Below are 21,714 nucleotides of genomic sequence, written 5' to 3' on the forward strand. Positions count from 1 at the left end.
AACCATGCTGACGGGTGATATCGGGGCCGAGGGCCTCTGGCTGAATGATGCAGGGCACCGCGATTTCCTGATCTGCGACGCCCGGCGGGCGCTGGACCTGTTCGACGCCTCGCCTCGCGAAGGCGGGGGGTTCCATGTGCTGGAACTGGACGGCAGGCCGCAGCCCGGCAGGCTGCAGGAAATCCATACGACCACGCGGCTGGTTCATTCCTATGGGCTTGCCGCACTTGCGGGCCGACCCGACCGGGCGGGGATCATGGATCAGGGAATGGACTATCTGTGGTCGCATCACCGCGATGCGCAGCATGGGGGTTACCTCTGGGGGTTGGACGGCGATGCGCCGGTGGACCGCCCGAAGCTTGCCTATGGACATGTCTTCGTCCTGCTTGCGGCCTCGACCGCGAAGATGGCGGGGCATCCCGATGCCGACCGCCTGCTGGCCGACATCACCGAGGTGATCGACCGCCATTACTGGGACGCGGATGCGGGCCTGCTGCGGGACGAATTCACCCGCGACTGGCAGGTCTTTTCCGGCTATCGCGGGATGAACGCGAACATGCACGGGGTCGAGGCGCTGCTGGCCGCCCACGAGGCGACGGGCGACGGCGAATACCTGCACCGGGCAGGGCGCATCCTGCAGTTCTTCATCGGCGGGCAGGCGGCGGCGCATGTCTGGCGCATTCCCGAACATTACCATCAGGACTGGACCCCCGATACGGCCTATGCGGGTGATCCGATGTTCCGCCCCGCAGGCACCACGCCGGGCCACAGCTTCGAGATGGCGCGCTTGCTGCTGCAATGGTGGGACGCGGCCGGACGTCCGGCGGGCGATGCGGTCGCGCAGGCCCGTGCGCTGGTCGATACGGCGCTGGCCGATGCATGGGACGGTGAACGCGGTGGGCTGGCCTATACGCTGAAGATGGACGGCGGCGTCGACATCGCGGACCGTTACTGGTGGCCCGTGACCGAGGCCATCGGGGCGCTGGCAGCCCTGCAGAAGGCGGACCCCACCCCCGAGGCCGAGGGGTGGTATCGCAGCCTATGGCAATTTGCCGCCGACCGGTTCATCGACCACGAACACGGCGGATGGTTCCCCGAGATCGGCCCGGACGACCGGCCCACCGTCACGCAATTCGCGGGAAAACCCGATATCTATCATGCACTTCAGGCCGACCTGCTGCCACTGGCAGGGGGGCTGTCGGCACAGGCGACCGAGCTTTCGCGAACTCGCCCTCTGGCGGTTTGATATTTCGCAGCCGGGGGGAATTGACTTGACAGGTCGGCCCCCCGACTGCGATCCGAAGAAGACAGCTGCCGCGATTTTGCGCAGCGGTCATGAAAGACGTTCCCGTCATGAACATCCACGACGCCAATGTCACCGCGCTCGATCTGCTTGCAGGTCTCGAGAGCGGTTTCGCGTTGTCGGTGCTGGACAGCTCGCCCGACTGCATCAAGATCCTGGATCTGCAGGGGCGTCTGCTCTTCATGAACCGCAACGGCATGTGCGCGATGGAAATCGCCCAGTTCGCCGAGGTTGCGGACCGTCCTTGGCCCTCGCTCTGGCCCGCGAAATCGCACGCCCTGCTGGAAGGCGCGGTCGAGGCCGCGATCCGTGGCGAGGTGCGCAGCTTCGAGGCCTTCTGCCCGACCGCACGGGGCAACCCGCGCTGGTGGCACGTCACCTCGGCCCCGGTCCGGGGGGCGCGCGGCGTCGAACGCATCATCGTGACCTCTCGCGATATCACCGAACTGGTGCAGGCGCGGACATCGCTGGAGGAGGAGGTCGCAGCCAAGAACGAGGCGCTGCGGCGTCAGAAGCTGCTGCTGAGCGAGATCGACCACCGCGTGAAGAACAGCTTTGCCGCCGTGATGGGGCTTTTGCGGATGCAGGCGCGCAGGCATCGGGGCGATCCGTCGGGACAGGCGCTGACCGATGCCGCGACGCGGATCGCCACGCTGGCCCGCGTGCATGATCAGCTGCATCTGGACCCGAGCGCGCCCGATCTGGTGCTGTGCGATTACATCGGCGCGCTGGCGGGCGATCTGGGGCAGGCACTGAACGCACGGGTGGAAATGGGGCAGCTGCCCGATCTTCCCATTCGCGTCAACGCTACCCAGGCCGCCGGGATCGGTCAGCTTGTGGCCGAGCTGATCGGCAATGCGATCAAGCATTCGGGCGGGCGACGCCGCGCCCGCGTCCTGGTCGATATCGAGCCGTTGGCCGAGGGCCTGTCGATCGCGGTTCAGGATAACGGCCCCGGCCTGCCGGAAGGGTTCGACCCTGCCGCTCAGGACGGTCTGGGGATGCAGATCTGCCTGACCTATGTCGAGCAGATGCAGGGACGGCTGGAACATGGCCGTTCGGACCTGGGCGGCGCGCGCTTCCGCGCCATCATCCGCCCCGAGCCCCTCGCGGCCCATTGACACCGGGCCCGTTCGGGTCCATCTCGCCGCCTTTCCCACCCGTTGGAAGGAGCCCTGCCATGCGCATGGTGATCGACGTGACGCTCGACTATCGGCTGTCGCTGCCCGGCACGGCCATCCTGATGATCGAACCCGCATCCGTCGGCGGCCAGACCGTCGAGAATTGCGAGATCGAGTTCGGGGCGCCGTCGCTGATCGTGCGCCGCGATGCGGACGAGGCCATCGGTGAACGCCTTGTGGTCGATGTCGAGGATCGCCTGACCTGCCGCCTGCATGCCGAGGTTTCGGTGGATCGTCCGCGCCTTGCGCTGGCGGGCCTGGCCGCCACGCCGCTGGTCGCGCTGCCCGCCGATGCGCTGCGATACCTGATGCCGTCGCGCTATTGCCAGGTGGACAGCTTCCTGCATTTCACCTCGACCCGCTTCTCGGGTCTGACGGGCGGGGCGTTGGTGCGGGCCATCGAGGACTGGATCCAGCGGAACATGGAATATGTGGGCGGGATCAGCAATGTGGACACCACGGCGGCGGATACCTTCGTCGACCGGCGCGGCGTCTGTCGCGATTATGCGCATCTGATGATTTCCATGTGCCGCGCGATGCAGATCCCGGCGCGGATCGTCAGCGCATTCTCGCCCGGCGTGACGCCGCCCGACTTTCATGCCGTGGTCGAGGTGTTCCTGGACGGGGCATGGCATCTGGTCGATCCCACGGGCATGGCCGATGCGGATACGCTGGCGGTCATCGCCGTCGGCCGCGACGCGACGGATGTGGCCTTCCTGACCACCACCGGGCCCGCACAGCTGCAGACCCAGACCGTGGCGGTGGTCGAGGCCTAGGCTACGGCCGCCACCGTCAGCAGCATCAGCCCCATCAGCGCCACCCCGCGACGATAGATGCGCAGCGCGCGGGTCAGATCCTCGGGGTCGGGATCGCGCGCGCCTTCGTTCAGCCACGGCTCGGGCGCGATGCGGTCCGCATAGACGCGGGGCCCCGACAATCGCACGCCAAGCGCGCCTGCCATCGCGGCCTCGGGCCAGCCGGCATTCGGTGACCGGTGCCGGCGCGCATCCCTCAGGACGACACGCCAGCCCTTGCCCGCGACCATCACGAACAGCAATGCGGTAAGTCGGGCGGGGATCAGGTTCACCAGGTCGTCCAGCCTTGCAGCCGCCCAGCCAAAGGCTTCGTGGCGGGGCGTGCGGTGGCCGATCATCGAATCCAATGTGTTGATCGCCTTGTAGGCCGCGATCCCCGGCAACCCTGCGACGGCGGCCCAGAACAGGGGCGCAATCACGCCGTCGCTTGCATTCTCGGCCAGGCTCTCGGTCGCGGCGCGGGTCAGGGCAGGGGCGTCGGCGCGGGTCACGTCGCGCCCCACGATCATCGAGGTCGCGTGCCGTGCAGCTGCCAGGTCGCCTGCCCGCAGGGGCCGCATGACGGCGGCGACGTGATCGTGCAGCGACCGTGCCGCGACCAAAGGCCAGGCCAGGATCGCGGCGATCCAGTAACCCAGCAGCGCCTGCGCGATCAGCGCGGGGATCACGGCGGCACCGACAGTCAGCAAGACCGCGATCGCGCCCTTAGCCTGGCGGTGATCGCCCGTGTTCAGACGATCATCCAATGCGGTGATGATCCGCCCGATCCAGACCACCGGATGGCCGATGCGGCGAAACGCGGCATCGGGCCAGCCGATGGCGGCATCGATCAGCAGGGCGATCAGGGCAAGCGCGCTCATGTCGCGGGGATCAGGTTCGCGGTCTCGACCGACCAGTCGCGGCCATGCCGCCCGAGGATCGTCAGCGACAGGGGCGCGACCTGAAAGGACAGCGCCGCCGGGCCCGCCACAAGCGCAAGTGCCGCACGCACGGTGCCCGCATGGGCCACCACGACCGTATCGGTGTCGAATGCCATCAGGGCGGGTTGGACGCGGGCGCACATGTCGTCGAAGCTCTCTCCGCCCTCGGGGCGGTGTCGCGCAAGATCGGGGGGTGCAAGCTGTCCGATATCGGGCAGATCGGCGAACAGCATCCCCTCCCACGCGCCGTAATCCTGTTCCCAAAGCGCCGGATCGGTCCGATGCGGCAGGTTCAGCGCGCTTGCCGTCCGGACACAGCGCAATGCGGGGCTGGCGACCGCCTGCGCATCGGGCATCCGGCGGGCCAGCAGGCGCTTCATCGCGGCGAAGGCGGGTGCGTCGGTGCAATCGGCATCCACGTCGCGGCGCCCTGCCAGCCTGCCGCCGTGCAGCGGGGGGGCATGTCGGATGATGGCCAGTCGCATCGCGGTCTCCTTTCGGCCTGTCTGTCGCGGCGGTCCCGGCTTGGCAAGCCCGCTTGACGGAATATGGCCGGGGGCGCAGCCTTGGACTTGACGCGGTGAGGGGCGGCACCGTATGAAATGAACAAGTGTTCAATAACGGCTTGGGAGGGCTGCTGATGTTCACGCGGGGGATGGAATTCGATCTTGGCGAAGACGTGAATGCGCTGCGCGAGATGGTGCATCGCTGGTCGCAGGACCGCATCGCGCCCATCGCGGCCGAGGTCGATCGCAGCAACGCCTTTCCGAACGAGTTGTGGACCGAGATGGGCGATCTGGGCCTGCTGGGCATCACCGTTTCCGAAGGTGATGGCGGGTCCGGCATGGGATACCTGGCCCATGTCATCGCCACCGAGGAGATCGCCCGTGCCAGCGCGTCAGTCAGCCTGTCCTATGGCGCGCATTCGAACCTGTGCGTGAACCAGATCAAGCTGAACGGCACGGATGCGCAACGCGCGAGATACCTGCCCGATCTGTGCAGCGGCAAGGCGGTCGGCGCGCTTGCCATGTCCGAGGAAGGCGCGGGCAGCGATGTCGTCGGCATGAAGCTGCGGGCCGAGAAGAGGAACGACCGCTATGTCCTCAACGGCAGCAAGTACTGGATCACCAACGCCCCCGATGCCGACACGCTGGTCGTCTATGCCAAGACCGACCCCGATGCGGGCAGCAAGGGCATCACGGCCTTCATCGTCGAACGCGGCATGAAGGGCTTCAGCACCGGCCCGCATTTCGACAAGATGGGCATGCGCGGCTCGAACACCGGAGAGCTGATCTTCGAGGATTGCGAGATCCCCTTCGAAAACGTGCTGGGGCAGGAGGGGCGCGGCGTCCGCGTGCTGATGTCGGGCCTCGATTACGAACGCGTGGTCCTGTCGGGCATCGGCACCGGCATCATGGCAGCATGCCTGGACCAGGTGCTGCCCTATGTCGCGGAACGCAAGCAGTTCGGCCAGCCGGTCGGGTCCTTCCAGCTGATGCAGGGCAAGATCGCCGACATGTATGTCGCGCTGAACACCGCCCGCGCCTATGTCTACGAGGTCGCGCGCGCCTGCGACACGGGTCGCGTGACGCGGCAGGACGCGGCGGGCGCGGTTCTTTATGCCAGCGAACAGGCGATGGTGCAGGCCCATCAGGCCGTCCAGGCGCTTGGAGGCGCGGGCTTTTTGAACGACAGCGTGGTCAGCCGCCTGTTCCGCGACGCCAAGCTGATGGAGATCGGCGCCGGCACCAGCGAGATCCGCCGCATGCTGATCGGCCGGGAACTGATGAGCCTGACATGATGATGGGTCTTGCAGGCATTCCGGATTGGCAAGCGATGCGGGACGGGTTCAGCTGGGACTTTCCCGCCGATCTGAACATGGCCGATCAGTGTCTTGCCCATTCCGCGGACCGGGTTGCCATCATCGAACATGACGGCACGCCAAGGCGTTACGATCACGGCACGTTGACCCGCATGACCGACCAGCTGGCGCATGAGCTTCGGGCCGATCGCGGCGACCGCGTGGGCGTTCTGCGCACGCAATCCGCCTGGACCGCCGCCGCGCATCTGGCCATCTGGAAATCGGCGGCGATATCGGTCCCGCTGTTCAAGCTGTTCGGCCCCGAGGCGCTGGAGCTGCGGCTGCGCGATGCGGGCGTCCGCACCGTCGTCACCGATCCCGAAGGACGCGATATGCTGCGCCCTTTCCCCGACCTGCGGGTGATCGTTCCCGAAGATGGCCTGCCCGAGGGGGCGGCGTTCGACACGCGCAGGACCGGTCCCGACGATCCTGCCGTGCTGATCTATACCTCGGGGACGACCGGCGCGCCCAAGGGGGCGCTGCACGGGCACCGGATGCTGACGGGGCACCTGCCGGGGGTGTGCCTCAGCCACGATCTGCTGGGGCAGCCGGACGACGTGATCTGGACGCCCGCGGATTGGGCATGGATCGGCGGGCTGTTCGACGTAGCGATGCCCGCGCTGGCGCTTGGGGTGCCGCTGGTCGCGGCGCGGGCGGGCAAGTTCGACCCCGGTCAGGTCGCGGGGCTGATCGCCGATTGCGGTATTCGAAACGTCTTTTTCCCGCCGACCGCGCTCAAGATGCTCAAGGCATCCGGCGCCCGCATCGACGGGCTGCGCAGCGTCGCCTCGGGGGGTGAGACCCTGGGCGCCGAGATGCTGGACTGGGGCCGTGAGGCGTTCGGGCTGACGATCAACGAATTCTACGGCCAGACCGAATGCAACATGGTCGCCACCTCGGCCTCGTGCCTGTTCCCGGTGCGGCCCGGCGCGATCGGCCGCGCGGTGCCGGGCTTCGACATCGCCGTGGTGGATCAGGACGGCAATCCGGTCGATGCCGAAGGCGACATCGCCATCCGCCGCGGGGCGGGCAGCATGATGCTGGAATACTGGAACCGGCCCGATGCGACGGCGCAGAAATTCCGCGGCGACTGGATGCTGACCGGCGATCGCGGCGTGATTGAGGACGGCTATGTCCGGTTCCTGGGGCGCGACGACGACGTGATCACCAGCGCCGGCTACCGCATCGGCCCGTCCGAGATCGAGGACTGCCTGCTGCGCCATCCTGCCGTCGCGCAGGTGGGGGTGGTGGGCAAGCCCTGCGCGACGCGCACCCAGATCGTGAAGGCCTATGTCGTCCTGCGCGACGGGCAGACGCCCTCGGACGCGCTGGCGAGCGAATTGCAGGCCCATGCGAAGCGGCTCTGCGCCGCGCATTCCTATCCACGCGAGATCGCGTTCATGCCATCCCTGCCGATGACGGTCACGGGCAAGGTCATGCGCCGCGAATTGCGCAAGCTGGCAGAGGCGGAATGAGACCGTTCATCCTGATCCTGGCGCTGACGGCGCCCCCCGCCTTTGCGCAGACGCCTGCGGACATGGCACCCGAGGTGCGCGCCTGCCACGACGCCGCCGGCTTTGGCGATGTCGCGCCAGACTGCATCGGAAACGCGGCCGACGCCTGCCAGGCCGCGCATTCGCAGCCCGACACGACGCTGGCGATCAGCGAATGCCTGATGGCCGAGACCGAGGCGTGGGACACGCTGCTGAACCGCGAATACCGCGCATTGCGCGACGCGCGCCCGGATCAGGCCGACCTGCTGCTGGACGCGCAGCGCGCCTGGATCGCGCTTCGCGATGCCGATTGCACCATGGCCTATGACCGATATGGCGGCGGTTCGATGCGGACCGTCGCGGCGGCGGATTGCCAGCTGCGCCACACGGCCATCCGGACCCTGCAGCTGCGCAACATGCAGCCGAACTGACGCCCGATCGGAGAACGCCCATGAAACTGAACAGCAACGCCCTGACCGGATCGGAGACGTTCGAGGCCAACCGCAAGGCGCATCTGGCACTGATCGAACAGACCGCCGAGGCTGCCCGCATCGCCGCCGCCGGTGGCGGCCCCAAGGCGCAGGAACGCCATGTCGGGCGCGGCAAGATGCCCCCGCGCGAAAGGGTCGCGAACCTGCTGGACCCTGGCAGCCCCTTTCTGGAGATCGGTGGCTTCGCGGCGCATGGGATGTATGACGGTGCGGCCCCCTGCGCGGGCGTGATCGCCGGTGTCGGTCGCGTCCATGGGCAGGACGTGATGGTCGTGGCGAACGACGCGACGGTGAAGGGCGGCACCTATTATCCGCTGACGGTCAAGAAGCACCTCCGCGCACAGGAGATCGCCGAGGAATGCCATCTGCCCTGCGTCTATCTTGTGGACAGCGGCGGCGCGAACCTGCCCAACCAGGACGAGGTCTTTCCCGACCGCGACCATTTTGGGCGCATCTTCTACAACCAGGCCAGGATGAGCGCGAAGGGCATTCCCCAGATCGCCGTCGTGATGGGGTCCTGCACGGCGGGCGGCGCCTATGTGCCCGCCATGTCCGACGTGACGATCATCGTGCGCGATCAGGGCACGATCTTCCTGGCGGGCCCCCCGCTGGTCAGGGCGGCGACGGGCGAGGTCGTGTCCTCCGAGGATCTGGGCGGCGGCGACGTGCATACCCGCCTGTCGGGCGTCGCGGACTACCTGGCCGAGGATGACGCCCATGCGCTGGCCCAGGCCCGCCGCGCCATCGCCAACCTGAACCGCCGGATGCCCGACACGGTGAACTGGCAATCCCCCGAGGATCCGGCCTACGACCCAGACGAGATCCTGGGCGTCGTTCCCGCCGACCTGCGCACCCCCTATGACATCCGCGAGGTGATCGCCCGGACCGTGGATGGCAGCCGCTTCGACGAATTCAAGGCGCGCTTCGGGGAAACGCTGGTGACGGGCTTTGCGCATGTGAAGGGCTGCCCGGTGGGCATCGTCGCGAATAACGGCGTGCTGTTTTCCGAGGCTGCCCAGAAGGGCGCGCATTTCATCGAACTGTGTTCGCAACGCGGCATCCCGCTGGTCTTCCTGCAGAACATCACCGGCTTCATGGTCGGTCGCAAATACGAAAACGAGGGCATCGCACGTCACGGCGCCAAGATGGTCACCGCCGTCGCCACGACCAACGTGCCCAAGATCACCATGCTGGTCGGCGGCAGCTTCGGCGCGGGCAATTACGGCATGGCGGGGCGGGCCTATTCGCCGCGCTTCCTGTGGACCTGGCCCAACAGCCGCATCAGCGTCATGGGCGGCGAACAGGCCGCGGGCGTGCTGGCCACCGTGAAACGCGACGGCATCGAACGCCAGGGCGGTACATGGACCCCCGAGGAGGAGACCGCCTTCAAGCGCCCGACCATCGAGATGTTCGAACGCCAGTCGCACCCGCTCTATGCCTCGGCGCGGCTGTGGGACGACGGCATCGTCGATCCGCGCAAGACCCGCGACGTGCTGGCCCTGTCCCTGCGTGCCAGCCTGAATGCCCCAATCGAGCCGACGCGCTTCGGCCTGTTCCGGATGTGAGGCCGCCATGTTCGACAAGATCCTGATCGCGAACCGGGGCGAGATCGCCTGCCGCGTCATCGACACCTGCCGCCGGATGGGCGTGGCGACCGTCGCCGTCTTTTCCGATGCCGACCGCGATGCCCGCCATGTCGCCATGGCCGACGAGGCCGTCCATATCGGCGGCCCCGCACCCGCCGACAGCTATCTTCGCGGGGATGCCATCATCGGGGCGGCGCTGGCGACCGGCGCGCAGGGCATCCATCCCGGATACGGTTTCCTGTCCGAGAACCCCGATTTCGTCGATGCGGTGCAGGCGGCGGGGCTGGTCTTCATCGGCCCGTCCGCCGATGCGATCCGCGCGATGGGCCTCAAGGACGCGGCCAAGGCGCTGATGGAGAAGGCGGGCGTGCCGGTCGTTCCCGGCTATCACGGGGCGGAACAGGATGCGGCGCATCTGGCGCAGCAAGCGGGCGACATCGGCTATCCGGTGCTGATCAAGGCCGTTGCGGGCGGCGGTGGCAAGGGCATGCGCCGCGTCGATGCCCCCGAAGGCTTTGCCGAGGCACTGCGATCCGCCCAGTCCGAGGCCAAGGGCGCCTTCGGCAACCCGGCCGTCCTGATCGAGAAATACGTCCTGCAGCCCCGCCATATCGAAGTGCAGGTCTTTGGCGACGGCAACCGCGCCGTGCATCTGTTCGAACGCGACTGCTCGTTGCAACGTCGCCACCAGAAGGTGATCGAGGAAGCCCCGGCCCCCGGCATGACCTCCGAGATGCGCCATGCCATGGGCGACGCCGCCACCCGCGCCGCCGAGGCCATCGGCTACAGCGGCGCAGGCACGATCGAGTTCATCGTGGATGGCAGCGACGGGCTGCGCCCCGACCGCTTCTGGTTCATGGAGATGAACACCCGCCTGCAGGTCGAACACCCCGTGACCGAGGCGATCACGGGCGTCGATCTGGTCGAATGGCAGCTGCGCGTCGCCAGCGGCGAGGATCTGCCCGCCCGTCAGTCCGACCTGTCGATCAGGGGCCACGCCTTCGAGGCGCGGCTCTATGCCGAGGATGTTCCGGCAGGCTTCCTGCCCGCGACGGGCCAGCTGGCGCATCTGGATTTCCCCGCAGGCGCGCGGATCGAGACCGGCGTGCGGACCGGCGACCGGATCAGCCCCTGGTACGATCCGATGATCGCCAAGGTGGTCACCCACGGCCCGACCCGCGCGGCGGCGCTGCAATCGCTGGACCGCGCATTGACCCGGACCGAGGTTGCGGGCTCTGTCACCAATCTCGACTTTCTGATCGCGCTGACGCGTCAGGCGGGCTTCCGGGCGGGCGATGTCGATACCGGCCTGATCGAGCGTGACCTGGATGGGCTGACCGCGCCGCGCGATGCGGATGCCGCGGCAGTGGCGCTTGGGGTGATCGGTCTGGCCGGCCTTGATCTGCCGGATGCCGAATGGGGCGCGACGCTGTGGCAGCCCCTGCGCCGCCGCATTGCCTGGCAGGGTGGTGATGCGATGCTGGAGGTTCTGGGCCGCGACCATGCCCGCGTCACCATCGACGGCACGGCACATGACGTCACCCGCGCGGGCGGTCGCTGGCTGGTCGATGGCGCATTGCGTCCCGATGCGATCCGGCATTTCGACGGCGGGGTCGGCGTCTTCGGTCAGGCGACGCTGATCCTGATGGCCGATGACCCACTGGACCGACAGGGGGCTGCCGATGGCGGTGACGGGCTGACGCGATCGCCCATGCCGGGGCTGGTCCGGGCGATCCACGTGGCGGCGGGGCAGGCGGTCGCGGCGGGCGACAGGCTGGCCATCCTCGAAGCAATGAAGATGGAGCACACCTTGACCGCCGCCCGCGACGGCATCGTGGCCGAGGTGCTGGCGTCCGAGGGCCAGCAGGTCGAGGCCGGCGCCCCGCTGATCCGGCTGGAGGACACCGATGGCTGATCCGGTCGAGATCTTCGAGATGGGCCCGCGCGACGGGCTGCAGAACGAAAAGCGCCTGATCCCCTCGCTGGACAAGATCGCGCTGGTCGACACCCTGTCCCGCGCGGGCTTCCGCCGGATCGAGGTGACCAGCTTCGTCAGCCCCAAATGGGTGCCGCAGATGGCCGACGCGGCGCAGGTCATGGCGGGCATCCGGCGACGGCCGGGCGTGTCCTATGCGGTGCTGACGCCGAACATGCAGGGCTATGATGCGGCGCGGCGGGCGCGCGCCGATGCGGTCGCGATCTTCGCCAGCGCGTCCGAGGGCTTCAGCCGCGCCAATCTCAACGCCTCGATCGACGAAAGCCTTGCGCGGTTCCGCCCGGTGGCCGAGGCCGCGCGCGCGGACGGCATCCCCCTGCGCGGCTATGTAAGCATGGTGACCGACTGCCCCTTCGACGGGCCGACCGATCCGGGCGCGGTGGCCCGCGTCGTGGCCGATCTGATCGCGATGGGCTGTCACGAGGTCAGCCTGGGCGACACGGTGGGACGCGGCACGCCCGAACGGATCGACGCGATGCTGGCGGCTGTCCTGTCCGTCGCGCCGCCCGAACAGCTGGCGGGCCATTATCACGACACCGGCGGCCTTGCGCTGCGCAACATCGAGGTCAGCCTGGACCGCGGGTTGCGGGTCTTCGACGCGGCGGTGGGCGGCCTGGGCGGCTGCCCCTATGCGCCCGGTGCCGCCGGGAATGTCGCGACCGAGGCGGTGGCCGCAAGGCTGGCCGAACTGGGCCATGACACCGGGCTGGACATGGCGATCTTGAACGAGGCGGCCGCCCTTGCGCGCGGCATGAGGGGGCCAGCCGATGCCTGAGACGATCCGTATCGAGACCGACCCGCGCGGCGTCGCGACCCTGTGGCTTGCGCGTCCCGACAAGCACAACGCCCTGTCGCGGCAGATGCTGGACGAACTGACCGAGGCCGCACGGGCACTGGCCGCCGATGACGCGGTCCGCGTCGTGGTGCTGGCAGCCGACGGCCCCAGCTTCTGCGCGGGGGGCGATCTGGGGTGGATGCGCCAGCAGATCGATGCCGATGCCGAAACCCGGCGGGAAGGCGCCCGGACATTGGCCGGAATGCTGTCGGCGCTGAACCTGCTGCCGAAGCCGCTGATCGCACGGGTGCATGGCAATGCCTTCGGGGGCGGCCTTGGCATGATGTCAGTGGCCGATGTCACGCTGGTGGCCGATGGCGCGCGCTTCGGCCTGACCGAGGTGAAGCTGGGGCTGATCCCCGCCACCATCGGCCCCTATGTCCTGGCTCGCATGGGCGAGGAACGGGCGCGACGGGTCTATTTCTCGGGACGGCTGTTCGACGCGTCCGAGGCGCGCGACCTGAACCTTGCGTCGCGCGTGGTGCCCGCCGCCGAACTGGACGCGGCCGTCGAGGCCGAGATCGCGCCCTATCTTCTGGCGGCCCCGCGCGCGGTCGCGGCGGCCAAGGCGCAGTGCCGCGCGCTTGGGGCCCGCATCGACGCGCAAGTGATCGAGGACAGCATCGACCGGCTGGTCGCCGCCTGGGAAGGCCCCGAGGCGGTCGAGGGCATCACGGCTTTCTTCGACAAGCGGCGCCCAAGCTGGCAGAGTTGATCCTGCGGGCCATTCCGGCCCTGCAAGGAGAATGCGATGATCGAGATCGAGCGCCTCGTCCGCGCGCCGATGCCGGTGGTCTGGCATTGCTGGACCTCGGCCGAACATATCAAGCAATGGAACGCGGCGTCGGACGACTGGCACACGACATCCGCAAGCGTCGATCTGCAGCCCGGCGGGCGCTTTCTTTCGCGGATGGAGGCGAAGGATGGCAGCATGGGGTTCGATTTCGCCGGGCGCTATACCGATATCCAGCCCCATGCGGTGATCGGCGCGACGCTGGACGATGGCAGGCAGGCGCGGGTCGAGTTCACGCCCATGCCCGACGGCGTTCTTGTCCGCGAGAGCTTCGAGCCCGACCCCTCGCATTCCGAGGAGATGCAGCGCGCGGGCTGGCAGGCGATCCTGGATCGCTTTGCCCGCCATGCCGAGGCGCAGAAGACATGAAAAGGCCCGCCGCGCATCACGCGGCGGGCCGATCGGATCGCTGATCCGGGATCACATGCCCTGATACAGCGGGAAGCGTGCGCAGAGCTCGGAAACCTCGTTGCGCACCTTTTCCTCGACGGCGGCGTTGCCCTCTTCGCCATTGGCGGCAAGGCCATCGACGACCTCGACGATCCAGCGGGCGATCTGGCGGAACTCGGCCTCGGCGAAGCCTCGCGTCGTGCCCGCAGGCGCGCCCAGGCGGATGCCCGAGGTCACGAAGGGCTTTTCGGGGTCGAAGGGCACGCCGTTCTTGTTGCAGGTGATATGCGCACGGCCCAGTGCGGCCTCGGTCGCCTTGCCGGTCACGCCCTTGGGACGCAGGTCGGCCAGGCACAGGTGGTTGTCGGTCCCGCCCGAGACGATGTCGATCCCGCCCTTCATCAGCTCATCGGCCATGGCGGCCGCGTTCTTGACGACCTGCGCCGCGTAATCCTTGAAGCCGGGGCGCAGTGCTTCGCCGAAGGCCACGGCCTTGGCGGCGATCACATGCATCAGCGGACCACCCTGCAGACCGGGGAAGACTGCGCTGTTGATCTTCTTGGCGATGTCGGCATCGTTGGTCAGGATCAGACCACCGCGCGGGCCGCGCAGCGACTTGTGCGTGGTCGAGGTGACGACATGCGCATGCGGCAGCGGCGAGGGATGCTGACCGCCCGCGACCAGGCCCGCGATATGGGCCATGTCCACCATCAGATAGGCGCCGACCTCGTCCGCGATGGCGCGGAAGGCGGCCCAGTCCCAGACGCGGCTGTAGGCGGTGCCGCCGGCGACGATCAGCTTGGGCTTATGCTGGCGCGCGGCCTCGGCGATGGCGTCCATGTCCAGCAGCTGGTCCTGCTGACGCACGCCATAGCTGACGACGTTGAACCACTTGCCCGACATGTTCACGGGCGAACCATGCGTCAGGTGACCGCCCGAATTCAGGTCGAGACCCATGAAGGTGTCGCCCGGCTGCAGCAGTGCCAGGAACACGGCCTGGTTCATCTGGCTGCCCGAATTGGGCTGGACGTTGGCGTATTCGCAGCCGAACAGTTCCTTGGCACGCTCGATCGCCAGGTTCTCGGCGATGTCGACATACTGGCAACCGCCATAGTAGCGCTTGCCGGGATATCCTTCGGCGTATTTGTTGGTCAGGACCGAACCCTGGGCTTCCATCACAGCGCGGCTGACGATGTTTTCCGATGCGATCAGCTCGATCTCGTCGCGCTGGCGACCCAGTTCCTGGGTGATGGCGCGGGCGATGTCGGGGTCGCGGGTTTCAAGCGTTTCGGTGAAGAAGCCAGTGTCGCGGGTCGGGGCGTTCATGTCGCGCGTCCTTTATGGCTGTGGGCTGCAGATGGGGCGCGTTCTAGCGCAAGGTGTCCGGTGCGGAAAGTGACAAAACGACCCGCCGCGCGCCATCCGCGACGCGGGTGGGGCTTCGGGCGGGGGGCCGGTTGGGGGTTGTCATCGGCGGGCGGGCGTTCAATGCTCCGCCCCTGACAATCCGGGGGGACGTTACGGGCAGATGACGCGGAAGATCCATTTCACCGCAAGCCAGGCCGAGGCCGCGCTGATGGCGCATGAACGGCTGATGTCGCGTTACGGCTCGGTTCCCCTGAACGAGGCCGAGATCGTCGTGGCGCTTGGCGGGGACGGTTTCATGCTGCAGACGCTGCACGCCATGAAGGGGCGGAACCTGCCGGTCTATGGCATGAATCGCGGCACGGTCGGTTTCCTCATGAACAGCTTCGACGAGGATGGCCTGCACGAACGCCTGGACCGGGCCGAGGAGACGGTGATCAACCCGCTGCGGATGCGCGCCACCTGCGGCGACGGCATCTGCCACGAGGCGCTGGCCATCAACGAGGTCAGCCTGCTGCGGCAGGGACCGCAGGCCGCCAAGCTGCGGATCAGCGTCGATGGCCGCCTGCGGATGGAGGAACTGGTCTGCGACGGTGCGCTGGTGGCGACGCCTGCGGGATCGACGGCCTACAATTATTCCGCCCATGGGCCGATCCTGCCCATCGGGTCCGAGGTGCTGGCCCTGACGGCCATCGCGCCCTTCCGCCCGCGGCGCTGGCGCGGCGCGCTGATCCCAAAGGTGGCCCGCGTCACGATCGAGGTCCTGAACCCCGCGCGCCGGCCCGTCATGGCCGATGCCGACAGCCGGTCGGTCCGCGACGTGATCAAGGTCGATATCGAGAGCGTGCCGACCATCGCGCATCGCCTGCTGTTCGACGATGGGCACGGGCTGGATGAAAGGCTGCTGCGCGAACAGTTCGTCTGAGGGTCAGCCCGCGCAGATCTGCTGCAGGGCCAGCCATTGCTCGTCCGTCAGAAGATCCTCGGCCGGGGCGGTGTCGGCCTTGATCAACGACATCACGCTGCTGCCCGTGGGATCCAGCGACCGCGCATAGGGCGTGAGGGCGACGCCCTTGTCGGCAAAGATTGCGGGCAGGGCGTCCAGATCGGGACGGGGCAGGGGTTCGGCCAGGATCTCGGCACCATATCCGGCCATGGAATTCGAAGGCACGGTCCCAAGCGTCATCATCCGGATGCTGGTGGTCAACCCGGCATGACGCAATGCGTCCAGCGTGACGGGTTCGGGCGGTACGGCATGGCTTGCGGCCAGCAGGTGCCCCGCCGCAGCCTCGGGGCCGGTGCTGGCCATCAGCATGTCATCGCCAAGGATATAGATGTCGCCCGGAAGGCGGCGCGCGCCATTCAGCGGTCCGGGGATGACATAGGCCTGCGCATCCGGTCCCAACAGCCGCTTCGTCAACCAGTCCAGAACCTGTTGGCCGGTCCGACGCTTGCACACGGCATTGCCGTCATGCGCCAGATCGGCAAGGATCGCCTTGCCGACCGAACGGGCCTGCGCGGGCGGGGCGATCTGTGCTGCATGACGGATCAGCGCATCGGGCAGCCACATCGCACCCGCCACACCGACGCCCAGCAGCACAAGCGCGACCAGCACACCCCGCAGGCGGCCCGGGTGGGCGCGATGGTTGGCGATGGCGCGCTGAACGCGCTCGATCGCCTCGATCATCAGGGGATCGTCGATATCGACCGTTTCATCCCGGTCGGTCGCCGACGGAGTATAAGACGCCGGCATGCGCCCCGGGTTCAGCCGAACCACCGCGGGCAGCGACCAATGCGTCAACGGACGGTCCGTGCGCGGGTCCATCAGCGTCAGGGTCGCCTCCCCGAGCGAGACGATCACATCGCGGGCATCCTTGCCGGGGATTTCGCACCAGGAACCCTGAGCCTCGAGCCGCTGGAATTCAGTCAAGGCAGTCATGATGCGGGTCGGCTCTGGAACGGAAGGTCACAGCGCCGACCATAGCGCAGCGGGACGCCGCGTCAATCAATCGTCTTGGTCGCCGCCGTCCCTGATGCGCATTCCCTTTTCGCGTGCCAGAACCCGCATGCGTTCCTGCAGCTTCTCGAAGGCGCGGACCTCGATCTGGCGGATGCGTTCGCGACTGACATTGTAGCGACCCGACAGGTCCTCCAAGGTCATCGGATCGTCGCGCAGTCGCCTTTCCATCAGCACGTCCTTCTCGCGGTCGTTCAGGACATCCATGGCGGCCATCAGCATCTGGCGACGGGTATCCAGCTCCTCGGTCTCGGCATAGGCCTCGGCCTGGTTGGCATCCTCGTCCTCCAGCCAGTCCTGCCACTGGGCGGAACTGTCGCCATCGGCGGCACCGACCTGCGCGTTCAGCGACGCGTCGCCACCCGACAGGCGGCGGTTCATGTCGATGACCTCTTTCTCGGTCACGTTCAGGTCGTTGGCGATCTGGGCGACATTCTCGGGGCGCAGATCGCCATCCTCCAACGCGCCGATGCGGGACTTGGCCTTGCGCAGGTTGAAGAACAGCTTCTTCTGCGCGCTGGTCGTGCCCATCTTGACCAGCGACCAGGACCGCAGGATGTATTCCTGGATCGAGGCGCGGATCCACCACATCGCATAGGTCGCCAGACGGAAGCCCTTTTCGGGATCGAAGCGCTTGACCGCCTGCATCAGGCCGACATTCGCCTCGGAGATGACCTCGGCCTGGGGCAGCCCGTAACCGCGATAGCCCATCGCGATCTTGGCGGCCAAGCGCAGGTGGCTGGTGACCATGCGATGCGCGGCCTCGCTGTCCTCGTGATCGGCCCATGCCTTGGCCAGCATGTATTCCTCTTCGGGTTCCAGCAGGGGGAACTTGCGGATTTCCTGAAGGTAACGGTTCAGGCCCTGTTCGGGGCTCGGGGCCGGAAGATTGCCATAGTTTGCCATGATGCTTGCCTTTCCCAGAGACCCTCGAACGCCATGCGGAACCCGCCGGTTCCGCAGGACCGGTCCGTGGCGGGTCGCTGCCCGACGTCGATCCTGACGGCAATGGCAGGGGAAGTCACTTGGTGATCGCTCACATCCGCGTCAAGAGGTCGCGCGCAAACTGTCCAGAAGGGCCTGCATGTCGGCGGGCAGCGGGCTGTCGAATGACATGGGTTCCTGGCTGACGGGATGGACGAAACCCAGATGCGCGGCGTGCAGCGCCTGCCTGTCGAATGCCGCAACCTGCGCGGCCGCCGCCCCGAGCGCCTTGGCCGATGCCTTGCGAGAGCCGCCATAGACGGGATCGCCGATCAGCCCCAGGCCCACATGCGCCATGTGGACACGGATCTGATGCGTGCGCCCGGTTTCAAGGCGGCACTCCACCAGCATCGCCGAGGGCGGCCTGCCGAAACTCTCCAGCAGCTTCGCGCGCGTGACGGCGTGACGGCCCTTGTCGAAATAGACCGCCTGCTTCTGCCGGTCGGACGGGTGACGGGCAAGGCTGGTGGTGATCTTGAGGACGCCGCCATCCTCGAAATTCGTGCCCCGGACGCCGCGCAGGCGCGGATCGGCCGCGTCGATCACACCATGGGCCAGTGCCAGGTATCTGCGGCTGGCGCTGTGGGCCTCGAACTGCGCGGCAAGGCCGTGATGGGCGCGGTCGGATTTCGCGACGACCAGCAGGCCCGAGGTGTCCTTGTCGATCCGATGGACGATGCCCGGACGCTTCTCGCCGCCGATGCCCGACAGCGATTCGCCACAATGGGCCAGAAGCGCGTTGACCAGCGTGCCCGACGGGCTGCCCGGGGCAGGGTGGACGACCATCCCGGCGGGCTTGTCGATCACGATGAGGTCATCATCCTCGTGCACGACGGCCAGCGGGATCGCCTCGGGGCGGGTCTCGACCTCTTGCGGGGCAGAGATGGCGATGGTGAAGACCTGCCCCTCGGCCACCCGCATCTTCAGGTCGGTCGCGGGGCCGTCCGGGCCGGTGACGGCGCCTTCGGTGATCAGCCGCGCCAGCCGCGATCGCGACAGGGCGGCTTCCTCTGGCACCGAGACGGCAAGCGCCTTATCAAGCCGTTCGGGCGGGTTTGCCGGGATGATCACAGTAAGGTGCGACATGAGGGACGATGATACCGATTGGAAGGACGCGGCGAAAGCCGTCCCCGAACTGCGCTGGCTGAAGACGCTGGTGACGGGGCTGACGCTGGTCATGGGGCTGGGGATGATCGCGGTCGTCGCGATGCTGTGGATGCGCCTGCAGGAACCGTCCCTGCCTGCGCTGCCCGAAACGATCGCCCTGCCGGACGGGGCCACGGCCGATGCCGTCACCTTTGCCCGCGACTGGATCGTCGTCGTCACCGACGCGGGCGAGGTGCTGCTGTTCGACCGCGACGGTGCGCTGCGGGACCGGGTGAGGCCTTAATCTTCCGACTTGCCTTCCAGCGCGTCCAGCCGCGCCTTCAGTTCGGAATTCTCGGTGCGGGCCTTGATCGCCATCTCGCGGACGGCCTCGAATTCCTCGCGGGTCACGAAATCGCGCTCGGCCAGCCAGCGGTCGATCCAGCCCTTCATGGCGGTCTCGGCCTCGGAGCGGGCGCCTTGGGCCACGCCCATCGCATTGGTCATCAGCTTGGACATGTCGTCGAAGAAGCGGTTCTGAGTGGTCATGGGCACGCTGTTCCCTGTGTTGGCTTTGACCCTATATGGCCGTCCGCGCGCCGGGGTTCAATGTTGACATGACCGCCCGCGACACTAGCGTGCGCGCCCAATTGTCCCGCCCAACCGATCCCGAGGCCACATGATCCCCTTTCCCGATATTTCGCCCGAGATCTTCTCGATCCAGCTGGGCGGGTTCAACCTGGCCCTTCGCTGGTACGCGCTGGCCTATATCGCGGGGCTGATCCTCGGATGGCAGCTGATCGTCGCGATGATGCGCCGGCCCGCGATCTGGGGCGGCACCGCGCCCATGCAGCCCGAGAAGGTGGACGATCTGCTGACCTGGGTGATCCTGGGGGTGATCCTGGGCGGACGGCTGGGCTTCGTGCTGTTCTACGAACCGGCCTATTATCTGGCGAACCCCGCGCAGATCCTGCAGGTCTGGCAGGGCGGGATGAGCTTTCACGGCGGGTTCGCGGGCGTCATCATCGCCACCTGGTTCTATGCCCGCGCCAACGCGATCCCGGTCCTGCGCATCGCCGATGCCATGGCGGTCGTGGCGCCCATCGGACTGTTCTTCGGGCGGATCGCGAATTTCATCAATGCCGAACTGTGGGGCCGTCCGACCGAACTGCCCTGGGGCGTGATCTTTCCGGGGCAGGCCGCGCAGGCATGCCCGGGCGTCGAGGGGCTGTGCGCGCGTCACCCCAGCCAGCTGTACGAGGCCGGGTTGGAAGGACTGCTGCTGGGCCTGATCCTGTGGGTTCTGGTCCGGGCGGGCGTGCTTCTGCGCCCCGGCGCAGCCTTCGGCACCTTCCTTCTGGGTTACGGCCTTGCGCGCATCTTCGTCGAGCTGTTCCGCGTGGCGGATGCGCAGTTCATCACGCCCGACAACCCGCTTGGACATGTGATCGGCGGGCCGGTGATCGGGCTGACCATGGGGCAGGTGCTGTCGCTGCCGATGGTGGTGATCGGACTGGCGCTGATCCTCTGGGCGCGTTCGCGGACTGTGGTCGCCGCATGACGCCCCTGGCGGAACAGATCGCGCTGCGCATCCGCGCGACGGGGCCGATGCCCTTGTCCGAATACATGCGCATCTGCCTTCTGGACAGCCGCCACGGGTATTACGCGACCCGCGATCCCTTCGGTCGCGCTGGCGATTTCACGACCGCCCCCGAAATCCACCAGGTCTTCGGCGAACTGTGCGGTCTGGCGCTGGCGCAGGCCTGGATGGATCAGGGCAGCCCCTCGCCCTTCTGCCTGGCCGAGCCCGGCCCAGGGCGCGGCACGCTGATGGCTGACATGCTGCGCGCGATCCGCATGGCGCCGGGCATGCGGGATGCGGCGCAGGTGGCCCTGATCGAGGCATCTGCCCATCTGCGGCAGGTGCAATCGCAGCGCCTGCCCGATGCACGTCATCTGGACCGGGTCGAGGATCTGCCAGCCAAGCCTTTGTTCCTGGTGGCGAACGAGTTCATCGACGCGCTTCCGATCCGCCAATACCAGATGACCGATGACGGCTGGCGCGAACGCCTTGTCGGGCTGGAGGATGGCGCGCTTGCGATGGGGTTGGGGCAGGTCGTGCCGCTGCGCCGTGCCGGGCAGCCCGGCGATATCGTCGAGGAATGCCCCGAAGGCGTCGCGGCGATCCGCACCATCGCGCAGCGCATCGCCGCGCATGGCGGTGCCGCGATCATCGTCGATTACGGGGGCTGGAACGGCTATGGTGACAGTTTCCAGGCCCTGCGCGATCACACCCCCGAGGATCCGCTGGCCAATCCGGGACTGGCCGATCTGACCGCGCATGTCGATTTCGCGCCGCTGGCGGCAGCCGCGCTGGATGCCGGCGCGCAGGTCGCGCGGCCCATCCATCAGGGCGACTGGCTGCGGCTGCTGGGGATCGAGGCACGCGCCGAGGCGCTGACCCGTGCGGGCGATCGGAACGCGGCCGCCGCGCTTCACCGCTTGACCGACCCCGCGGAAATGGGTCACCTGTTCAAGGCAATCGCGATCTGGCCGAAGGGGGCACCTGCGGTCCCCGGCTTTACCCCGCTGGAGTGA

At 67.7% G+C, this 21,714-nt stretch carries 22 protein-coding genes; 15 read left to right on the forward strand and 7 right to left on the reverse strand.

What is annotated here, in order from left to right; translation table 11 throughout:
• The first annotated feature begins 4 nt into the window (after positions 1–4).
• The 3 genes from KO490_RS13795 to KO490_RS13805 all read left to right on the forward strand — a co-directional run bounded on the left by KO490_RS13795 (position 5) and on the right by KO490_RS13805 (position 3,260).
• Positions 5–1,246 (forward strand): AGE family epimerase/isomerase, encoded by a 1,242-nt coding sequence (locus KO490_RS13795; protein WP_216019977.1) that lies wholly within the window; start codon positions 5–7, stop codon positions 1,244–1,246.
• A 107-nt stretch (positions 1,247–1,353) separates the two neighbouring features.
• Positions 1,354–2,424 carry a sensor histidine kinase gene (locus KO490_RS13800; RefSeq protein ID WP_216019978.1) on the forward strand — a complete coding sequence of 357 codons (1,071 nt, stop codon included), beginning with the start codon at positions 1,354–1,356 and terminating at the stop codon, positions 2,422–2,424.
• 59 nt (positions 2,425–2,483) lie between these two features.
• Positions 2,484–3,260, forward strand: coding sequence for a transglutaminase family protein (locus tag KO490_RS13805; RefSeq protein WP_216019979.1), 777 nt, complete (start codon positions 2,484–2,486; stop codon positions 3,258–3,260).
• Here the strand turns inward: KO490_RS13805 and cbiB are convergent.
• Together cbiB and KO490_RS13815 are read right to left on the reverse strand one after the other, a co-directional pair.
• The gene (gene cbiB / locus KO490_RS13810) at positions 3,257–4,159 is read right to left on the reverse strand and encodes an adenosylcobinamide-phosphate synthase CbiB (protein WP_216019980.1); all 903 of its coding nucleotides are present in this window, start codon (positions 4,157–4,159) and stop codon (positions 3,257–3,259) included. The genes KO490_RS13805 and cbiB overlap by 4 nt on opposite strands.
• Positions 4,156–4,704 (reverse strand): histidine phosphatase family protein, encoded by a 549-nt coding sequence (locus KO490_RS13815; protein WP_216019981.1) that lies wholly within the window; start codon positions 4,702–4,704, stop codon positions 4,156–4,158. The genes cbiB and KO490_RS13815 overlap by 4 nt, the downstream gene beginning before the upstream one ends.
• Positions 4,705–4,859: 155 nt before the next feature.
• Here KO490_RS13815 and KO490_RS13820 point away from each other — a divergent pair, with 155 nt between their 5' ends.
• From KO490_RS13820 to KO490_RS13855, 8 genes are read left to right on the forward strand one after another with little or no spacing between them, the layout of a single operon-like run.
• Positions 4,860–6,020: an isovaleryl-CoA dehydrogenase gene (locus KO490_RS13820; RefSeq protein WP_216019982.1), complete on the forward strand. Its 1,161-nt coding sequence runs from the start codon at positions 4,860–4,862 to the stop codon at positions 6,018–6,020.
• The gene (locus KO490_RS13825) at positions 6,020–7,555 is read left to right on the forward strand and encodes an AMP-binding protein (protein WP_371822364.1); all 1,536 of its coding nucleotides are present in this window, start codon (positions 6,020–6,022) and stop codon (positions 7,553–7,555) included. The genes KO490_RS13820 and KO490_RS13825 overlap by 1 nt, the downstream gene beginning before the upstream one ends.
• Positions 7,552–8,004 (forward strand): lysozyme inhibitor LprI family protein, encoded by a 453-nt coding sequence (locus KO490_RS13830; RefSeq protein WP_216019983.1) that lies wholly within the window; start codon positions 7,552–7,554, stop codon positions 8,002–8,004. Before KO490_RS13825 ends, KO490_RS13830 begins: the two co-directional genes overlap by 4 nt.
• A 20-nt stretch (positions 8,005–8,024) precedes the next feature.
• Complete coding sequence (locus KO490_RS13835) at positions 8,025–9,629, forward strand: carboxyl transferase domain-containing protein (RefSeq protein WP_216019984.1); 1,605 nt, start codon at positions 8,025–8,027, stop codon at positions 9,627–9,629.
• A gap of 7 nt (positions 9,630–9,636) precedes the next feature.
• Complete coding sequence (locus KO490_RS13840; protein ID WP_216019985.1) at positions 9,637–11,565, forward strand: acetyl/propionyl/methylcrotonyl-CoA carboxylase subunit alpha; 1,929 nt, start codon at positions 9,637–9,639, stop codon at positions 11,563–11,565.
• A complete protein-coding gene (locus KO490_RS13845; protein ID WP_216019986.1) occupies positions 11,558–12,421 on the forward strand; it encodes a hydroxymethylglutaryl-CoA lyase in 864 nt (287 codons plus the stop codon). The genes KO490_RS13840 and KO490_RS13845 overlap by 8 nt, the downstream gene beginning before the upstream one ends.
• Positions 12,414–13,196 (forward strand): crotonase/enoyl-CoA hydratase family protein, encoded by a 783-nt coding sequence (locus KO490_RS13850; protein ID WP_216019987.1) that lies wholly within the window; start codon positions 12,414–12,416, stop codon positions 13,194–13,196. Before KO490_RS13845 ends, KO490_RS13850 begins: the two co-directional genes overlap by 8 nt.
• Before the next feature lie 36 nt (positions 13,197–13,232).
• Complete coding sequence (locus KO490_RS13855) at positions 13,233–13,643, forward strand: SRPBCC family protein (RefSeq protein WP_216019988.1); 411 nt, start codon at positions 13,233–13,235, stop codon at positions 13,641–13,643.
• A 51-nt stretch (positions 13,644–13,694) separates the two neighbouring features.
• On the opposite strand, the gene glyA is transcribed toward KO490_RS13855, so the two are convergent.
• The gene (gene glyA, locus KO490_RS13860; protein WP_216019989.1) at positions 13,695–14,990 is read right to left on the reverse strand and encodes a serine hydroxymethyltransferase; all 1,296 of its coding nucleotides are present in this window, start codon (positions 14,988–14,990) and stop codon (positions 13,695–13,697) included.
• Between the two features lie 202 nt (positions 14,991–15,192).
• On the opposite strand from glyA, the gene KO490_RS13865 reads away from it, so the two are divergent.
• Positions 15,193–15,954, forward strand: coding sequence for an NAD kinase (locus KO490_RS13865; RefSeq protein ID WP_216019990.1), 762 nt, complete (start codon positions 15,193–15,195; stop codon positions 15,952–15,954).
• 3 nt (positions 15,955–15,957) lie between these two features.
• Here the strand turns inward: KO490_RS13865 and KO490_RS13870 are convergent, their stop codons facing one another.
• From KO490_RS13870 to KO490_RS13880, 3 genes are all read right to left on the reverse strand, one after another.
• Positions 15,958–16,968 carry a hypothetical protein gene (locus KO490_RS13870; RefSeq protein WP_216019991.1) on the reverse strand — a complete coding sequence of 337 codons (1,011 nt, stop codon included), beginning with the start codon at positions 16,966–16,968 and terminating at the stop codon, positions 15,958–15,960.
• A 66-nt stretch (positions 16,969–17,034) separates the two neighbouring features.
• Entirely contained in the window at positions 17,035–17,952 is a 918-nt protein-coding gene (gene rpoH, locus KO490_RS13875) for an RNA polymerase sigma factor RpoH (protein ID WP_216019992.1), read from the reverse strand.
• Between the two features lie 141 nt (positions 17,953–18,093).
• Entirely contained in the window at positions 18,094–19,116 is a 1,023-nt protein-coding gene (locus KO490_RS13880; RefSeq protein ID WP_216019993.1) for an RluA family pseudouridine synthase, read from the reverse strand.
• On the opposite strand from KO490_RS13880, the gene KO490_RS13885 reads away from it, so the two are divergent.
• Positions 19,115–19,420, forward strand: coding sequence for a DUF6476 family protein (locus KO490_RS13885; protein WP_216019994.1), 306 nt, complete (start codon positions 19,115–19,117; stop codon positions 19,418–19,420). The two genes, KO490_RS13880 and KO490_RS13885, sit on opposite strands and share 2 nt — an antisense overlap.
• Here KO490_RS13885 and KO490_RS13890 read toward each other — a convergent pair.
• Entirely contained in the window at positions 19,417–19,665 is a 249-nt protein-coding gene (locus KO490_RS13890) for an accessory factor UbiK family protein (protein ID WP_216019995.1), read from the reverse strand. The genes KO490_RS13885 and KO490_RS13890 overlap by 4 nt on opposite strands.
• A 130-nt stretch (positions 19,666–19,795) precedes the next feature.
• Between KO490_RS13890 and lgt the strand changes: the two genes are divergently transcribed.
• Together lgt and KO490_RS13900 are read left to right on the forward strand one after the other, a co-directional pair.
• The gene (gene lgt, locus KO490_RS13895; protein WP_216019996.1) at positions 19,796–20,677 is read left to right on the forward strand and encodes a prolipoprotein diacylglyceryl transferase; all 882 of its coding nucleotides are present in this window, start codon (positions 19,796–19,798) and stop codon (positions 20,675–20,677) included.
• A complete protein-coding gene (locus tag KO490_RS13900) occupies positions 20,674–21,714 on the forward strand; it encodes a class I SAM-dependent methyltransferase (protein ID WP_216019997.1) in 1,041 nt (346 codons plus the stop codon). The genes lgt and KO490_RS13900 overlap by 4 nt, the downstream gene beginning before the upstream one ends.

It is taken from the genome of Paracoccus sp. C2R09, assembly GCF_018860625.1.
GTDB lineage: Bacteria > Pseudomonadota > Alphaproteobacteria > Rhodobacterales > Rhodobacteraceae > Paracoccus.

Bases quoted from the DNA above. Each gene is read 5' to 3' on its own strand.
- rpoH (WP_216019992.1), bottom strand. From the start codon at position 17,952: ATGGCAAACTATGGCAATCTTCCGGCCCCGAGCCCCGAACAGGGCCTG.
- KO490_RS13865 (WP_216019990.1), top strand. From the start codon at position 15,193: ATGACGCGGAAGATCCATTTCACCGCAAGCCAGGCCGAGGCCGCGCTG.
- KO490_RS13900 (WP_216019997.1), top strand. From the start codon at position 20,674: ATGACGCCCCTGGCGGAACAGATCGCGCTGCGCATCCGCGCGACGGGG.
- KO490_RS13870 (WP_216019991.1), bottom strand. From the start codon at position 16,968: ATGACTGCCTTGACTGAATTCCAGCGGCTCGAGGCTCAGGGTTCCTGG.
- KO490_RS13880 (WP_216019993.1), bottom strand. From the start codon at position 19,116: ATGTCGCACCTTACTGTGATCATCCCGGCAAACCCGCCCGAACGGCTT.
- lgt (WP_216019996.1), top strand. From the start codon at position 19,796: ATGATCCCCTTTCCCGATATTTCGCCCGAGATCTTCTCGATCCAGCTG.
- KO490_RS13850 (WP_216019987.1), top strand. From the start codon at position 12,414: ATGCCTGAGACGATCCGTATCGAGACCGACCCGCGCGGCGTCGCGACC.
- cbiB (WP_216019980.1), bottom strand. From the start codon at position 4,159: ATGAGCGCGCTTGCCCTGATCGCCCTGCTGATCGATGCCGCCATCGGC.
- KO490_RS13845 (WP_216019986.1), top strand. From the start codon at position 11,558: ATGGCTGATCCGGTCGAGATCTTCGAGATGGGCCCGCGCGACGGGCTG.
- KO490_RS13825 (WP_371822364.1), top strand. From the start codon at position 6,020: ATGATGGGTCTTGCAGGCATTCCGGATTGGCAAGCGATGCGGGACGGG.
- KO490_RS13830 (WP_216019983.1), top strand. From the start codon at position 7,552: ATGAGACCGTTCATCCTGATCCTGGCGCTGACGGCGCCCCCCGCCTTT.
- KO490_RS13855 (WP_216019988.1), top strand. From the start codon at position 13,233: ATGATCGAGATCGAGCGCCTCGTCCGCGCGCCGATGCCGGTGGTCTGG.
- KO490_RS13820 (WP_216019982.1), top strand. From the start codon at position 4,860: ATGTTCACGCGGGGGATGGAATTCGATCTTGGCGAAGACGTGAATGCG.
- KO490_RS13800 (WP_216019978.1), top strand. From the start codon at position 1,354: ATGAACATCCACGACGCCAATGTCACCGCGCTCGATCTGCTTGCAGGT.
- KO490_RS13890 (WP_216019995.1), bottom strand. From the start codon at position 19,665: ATGACCACTCAGAACCGCTTCTTCGACGACATGTCCAAGCTGATGACC.
- KO490_RS13815 (WP_216019981.1), bottom strand. From the start codon at position 4,704: ATGCGACTGGCCATCATCCGACATGCCCCCCCGCTGCACGGCGGCAGG.
- KO490_RS13805 (WP_216019979.1), top strand. From the start codon at position 2,484: ATGCGCATGGTGATCGACGTGACGCTCGACTATCGGCTGTCGCTGCCC.
- KO490_RS13840 (WP_216019985.1), top strand. From the start codon at position 9,637: ATGTTCGACAAGATCCTGATCGCGAACCGGGGCGAGATCGCCTGCCGC.
- KO490_RS13795 (WP_216019977.1), top strand. From the start codon at position 5: ATGCTGACGGGTGATATCGGGGCCGAGGGCCTCTGGCTGAATGATGCA.
- KO490_RS13835 (WP_216019984.1), top strand. From the start codon at position 8,025: ATGAAACTGAACAGCAACGCCCTGACCGGATCGGAGACGTTCGAGGCC.
- KO490_RS13885 (WP_216019994.1), top strand. From the start codon at position 19,115: ATGAGGGACGATGATACCGATTGGAAGGACGCGGCGAAAGCCGTCCCC.
- glyA (WP_216019989.1), bottom strand. From the start codon at position 14,990: ATGAACGCCCCGACCCGCGACACTGGCTTCTTCACCGAAACGCTTGAA.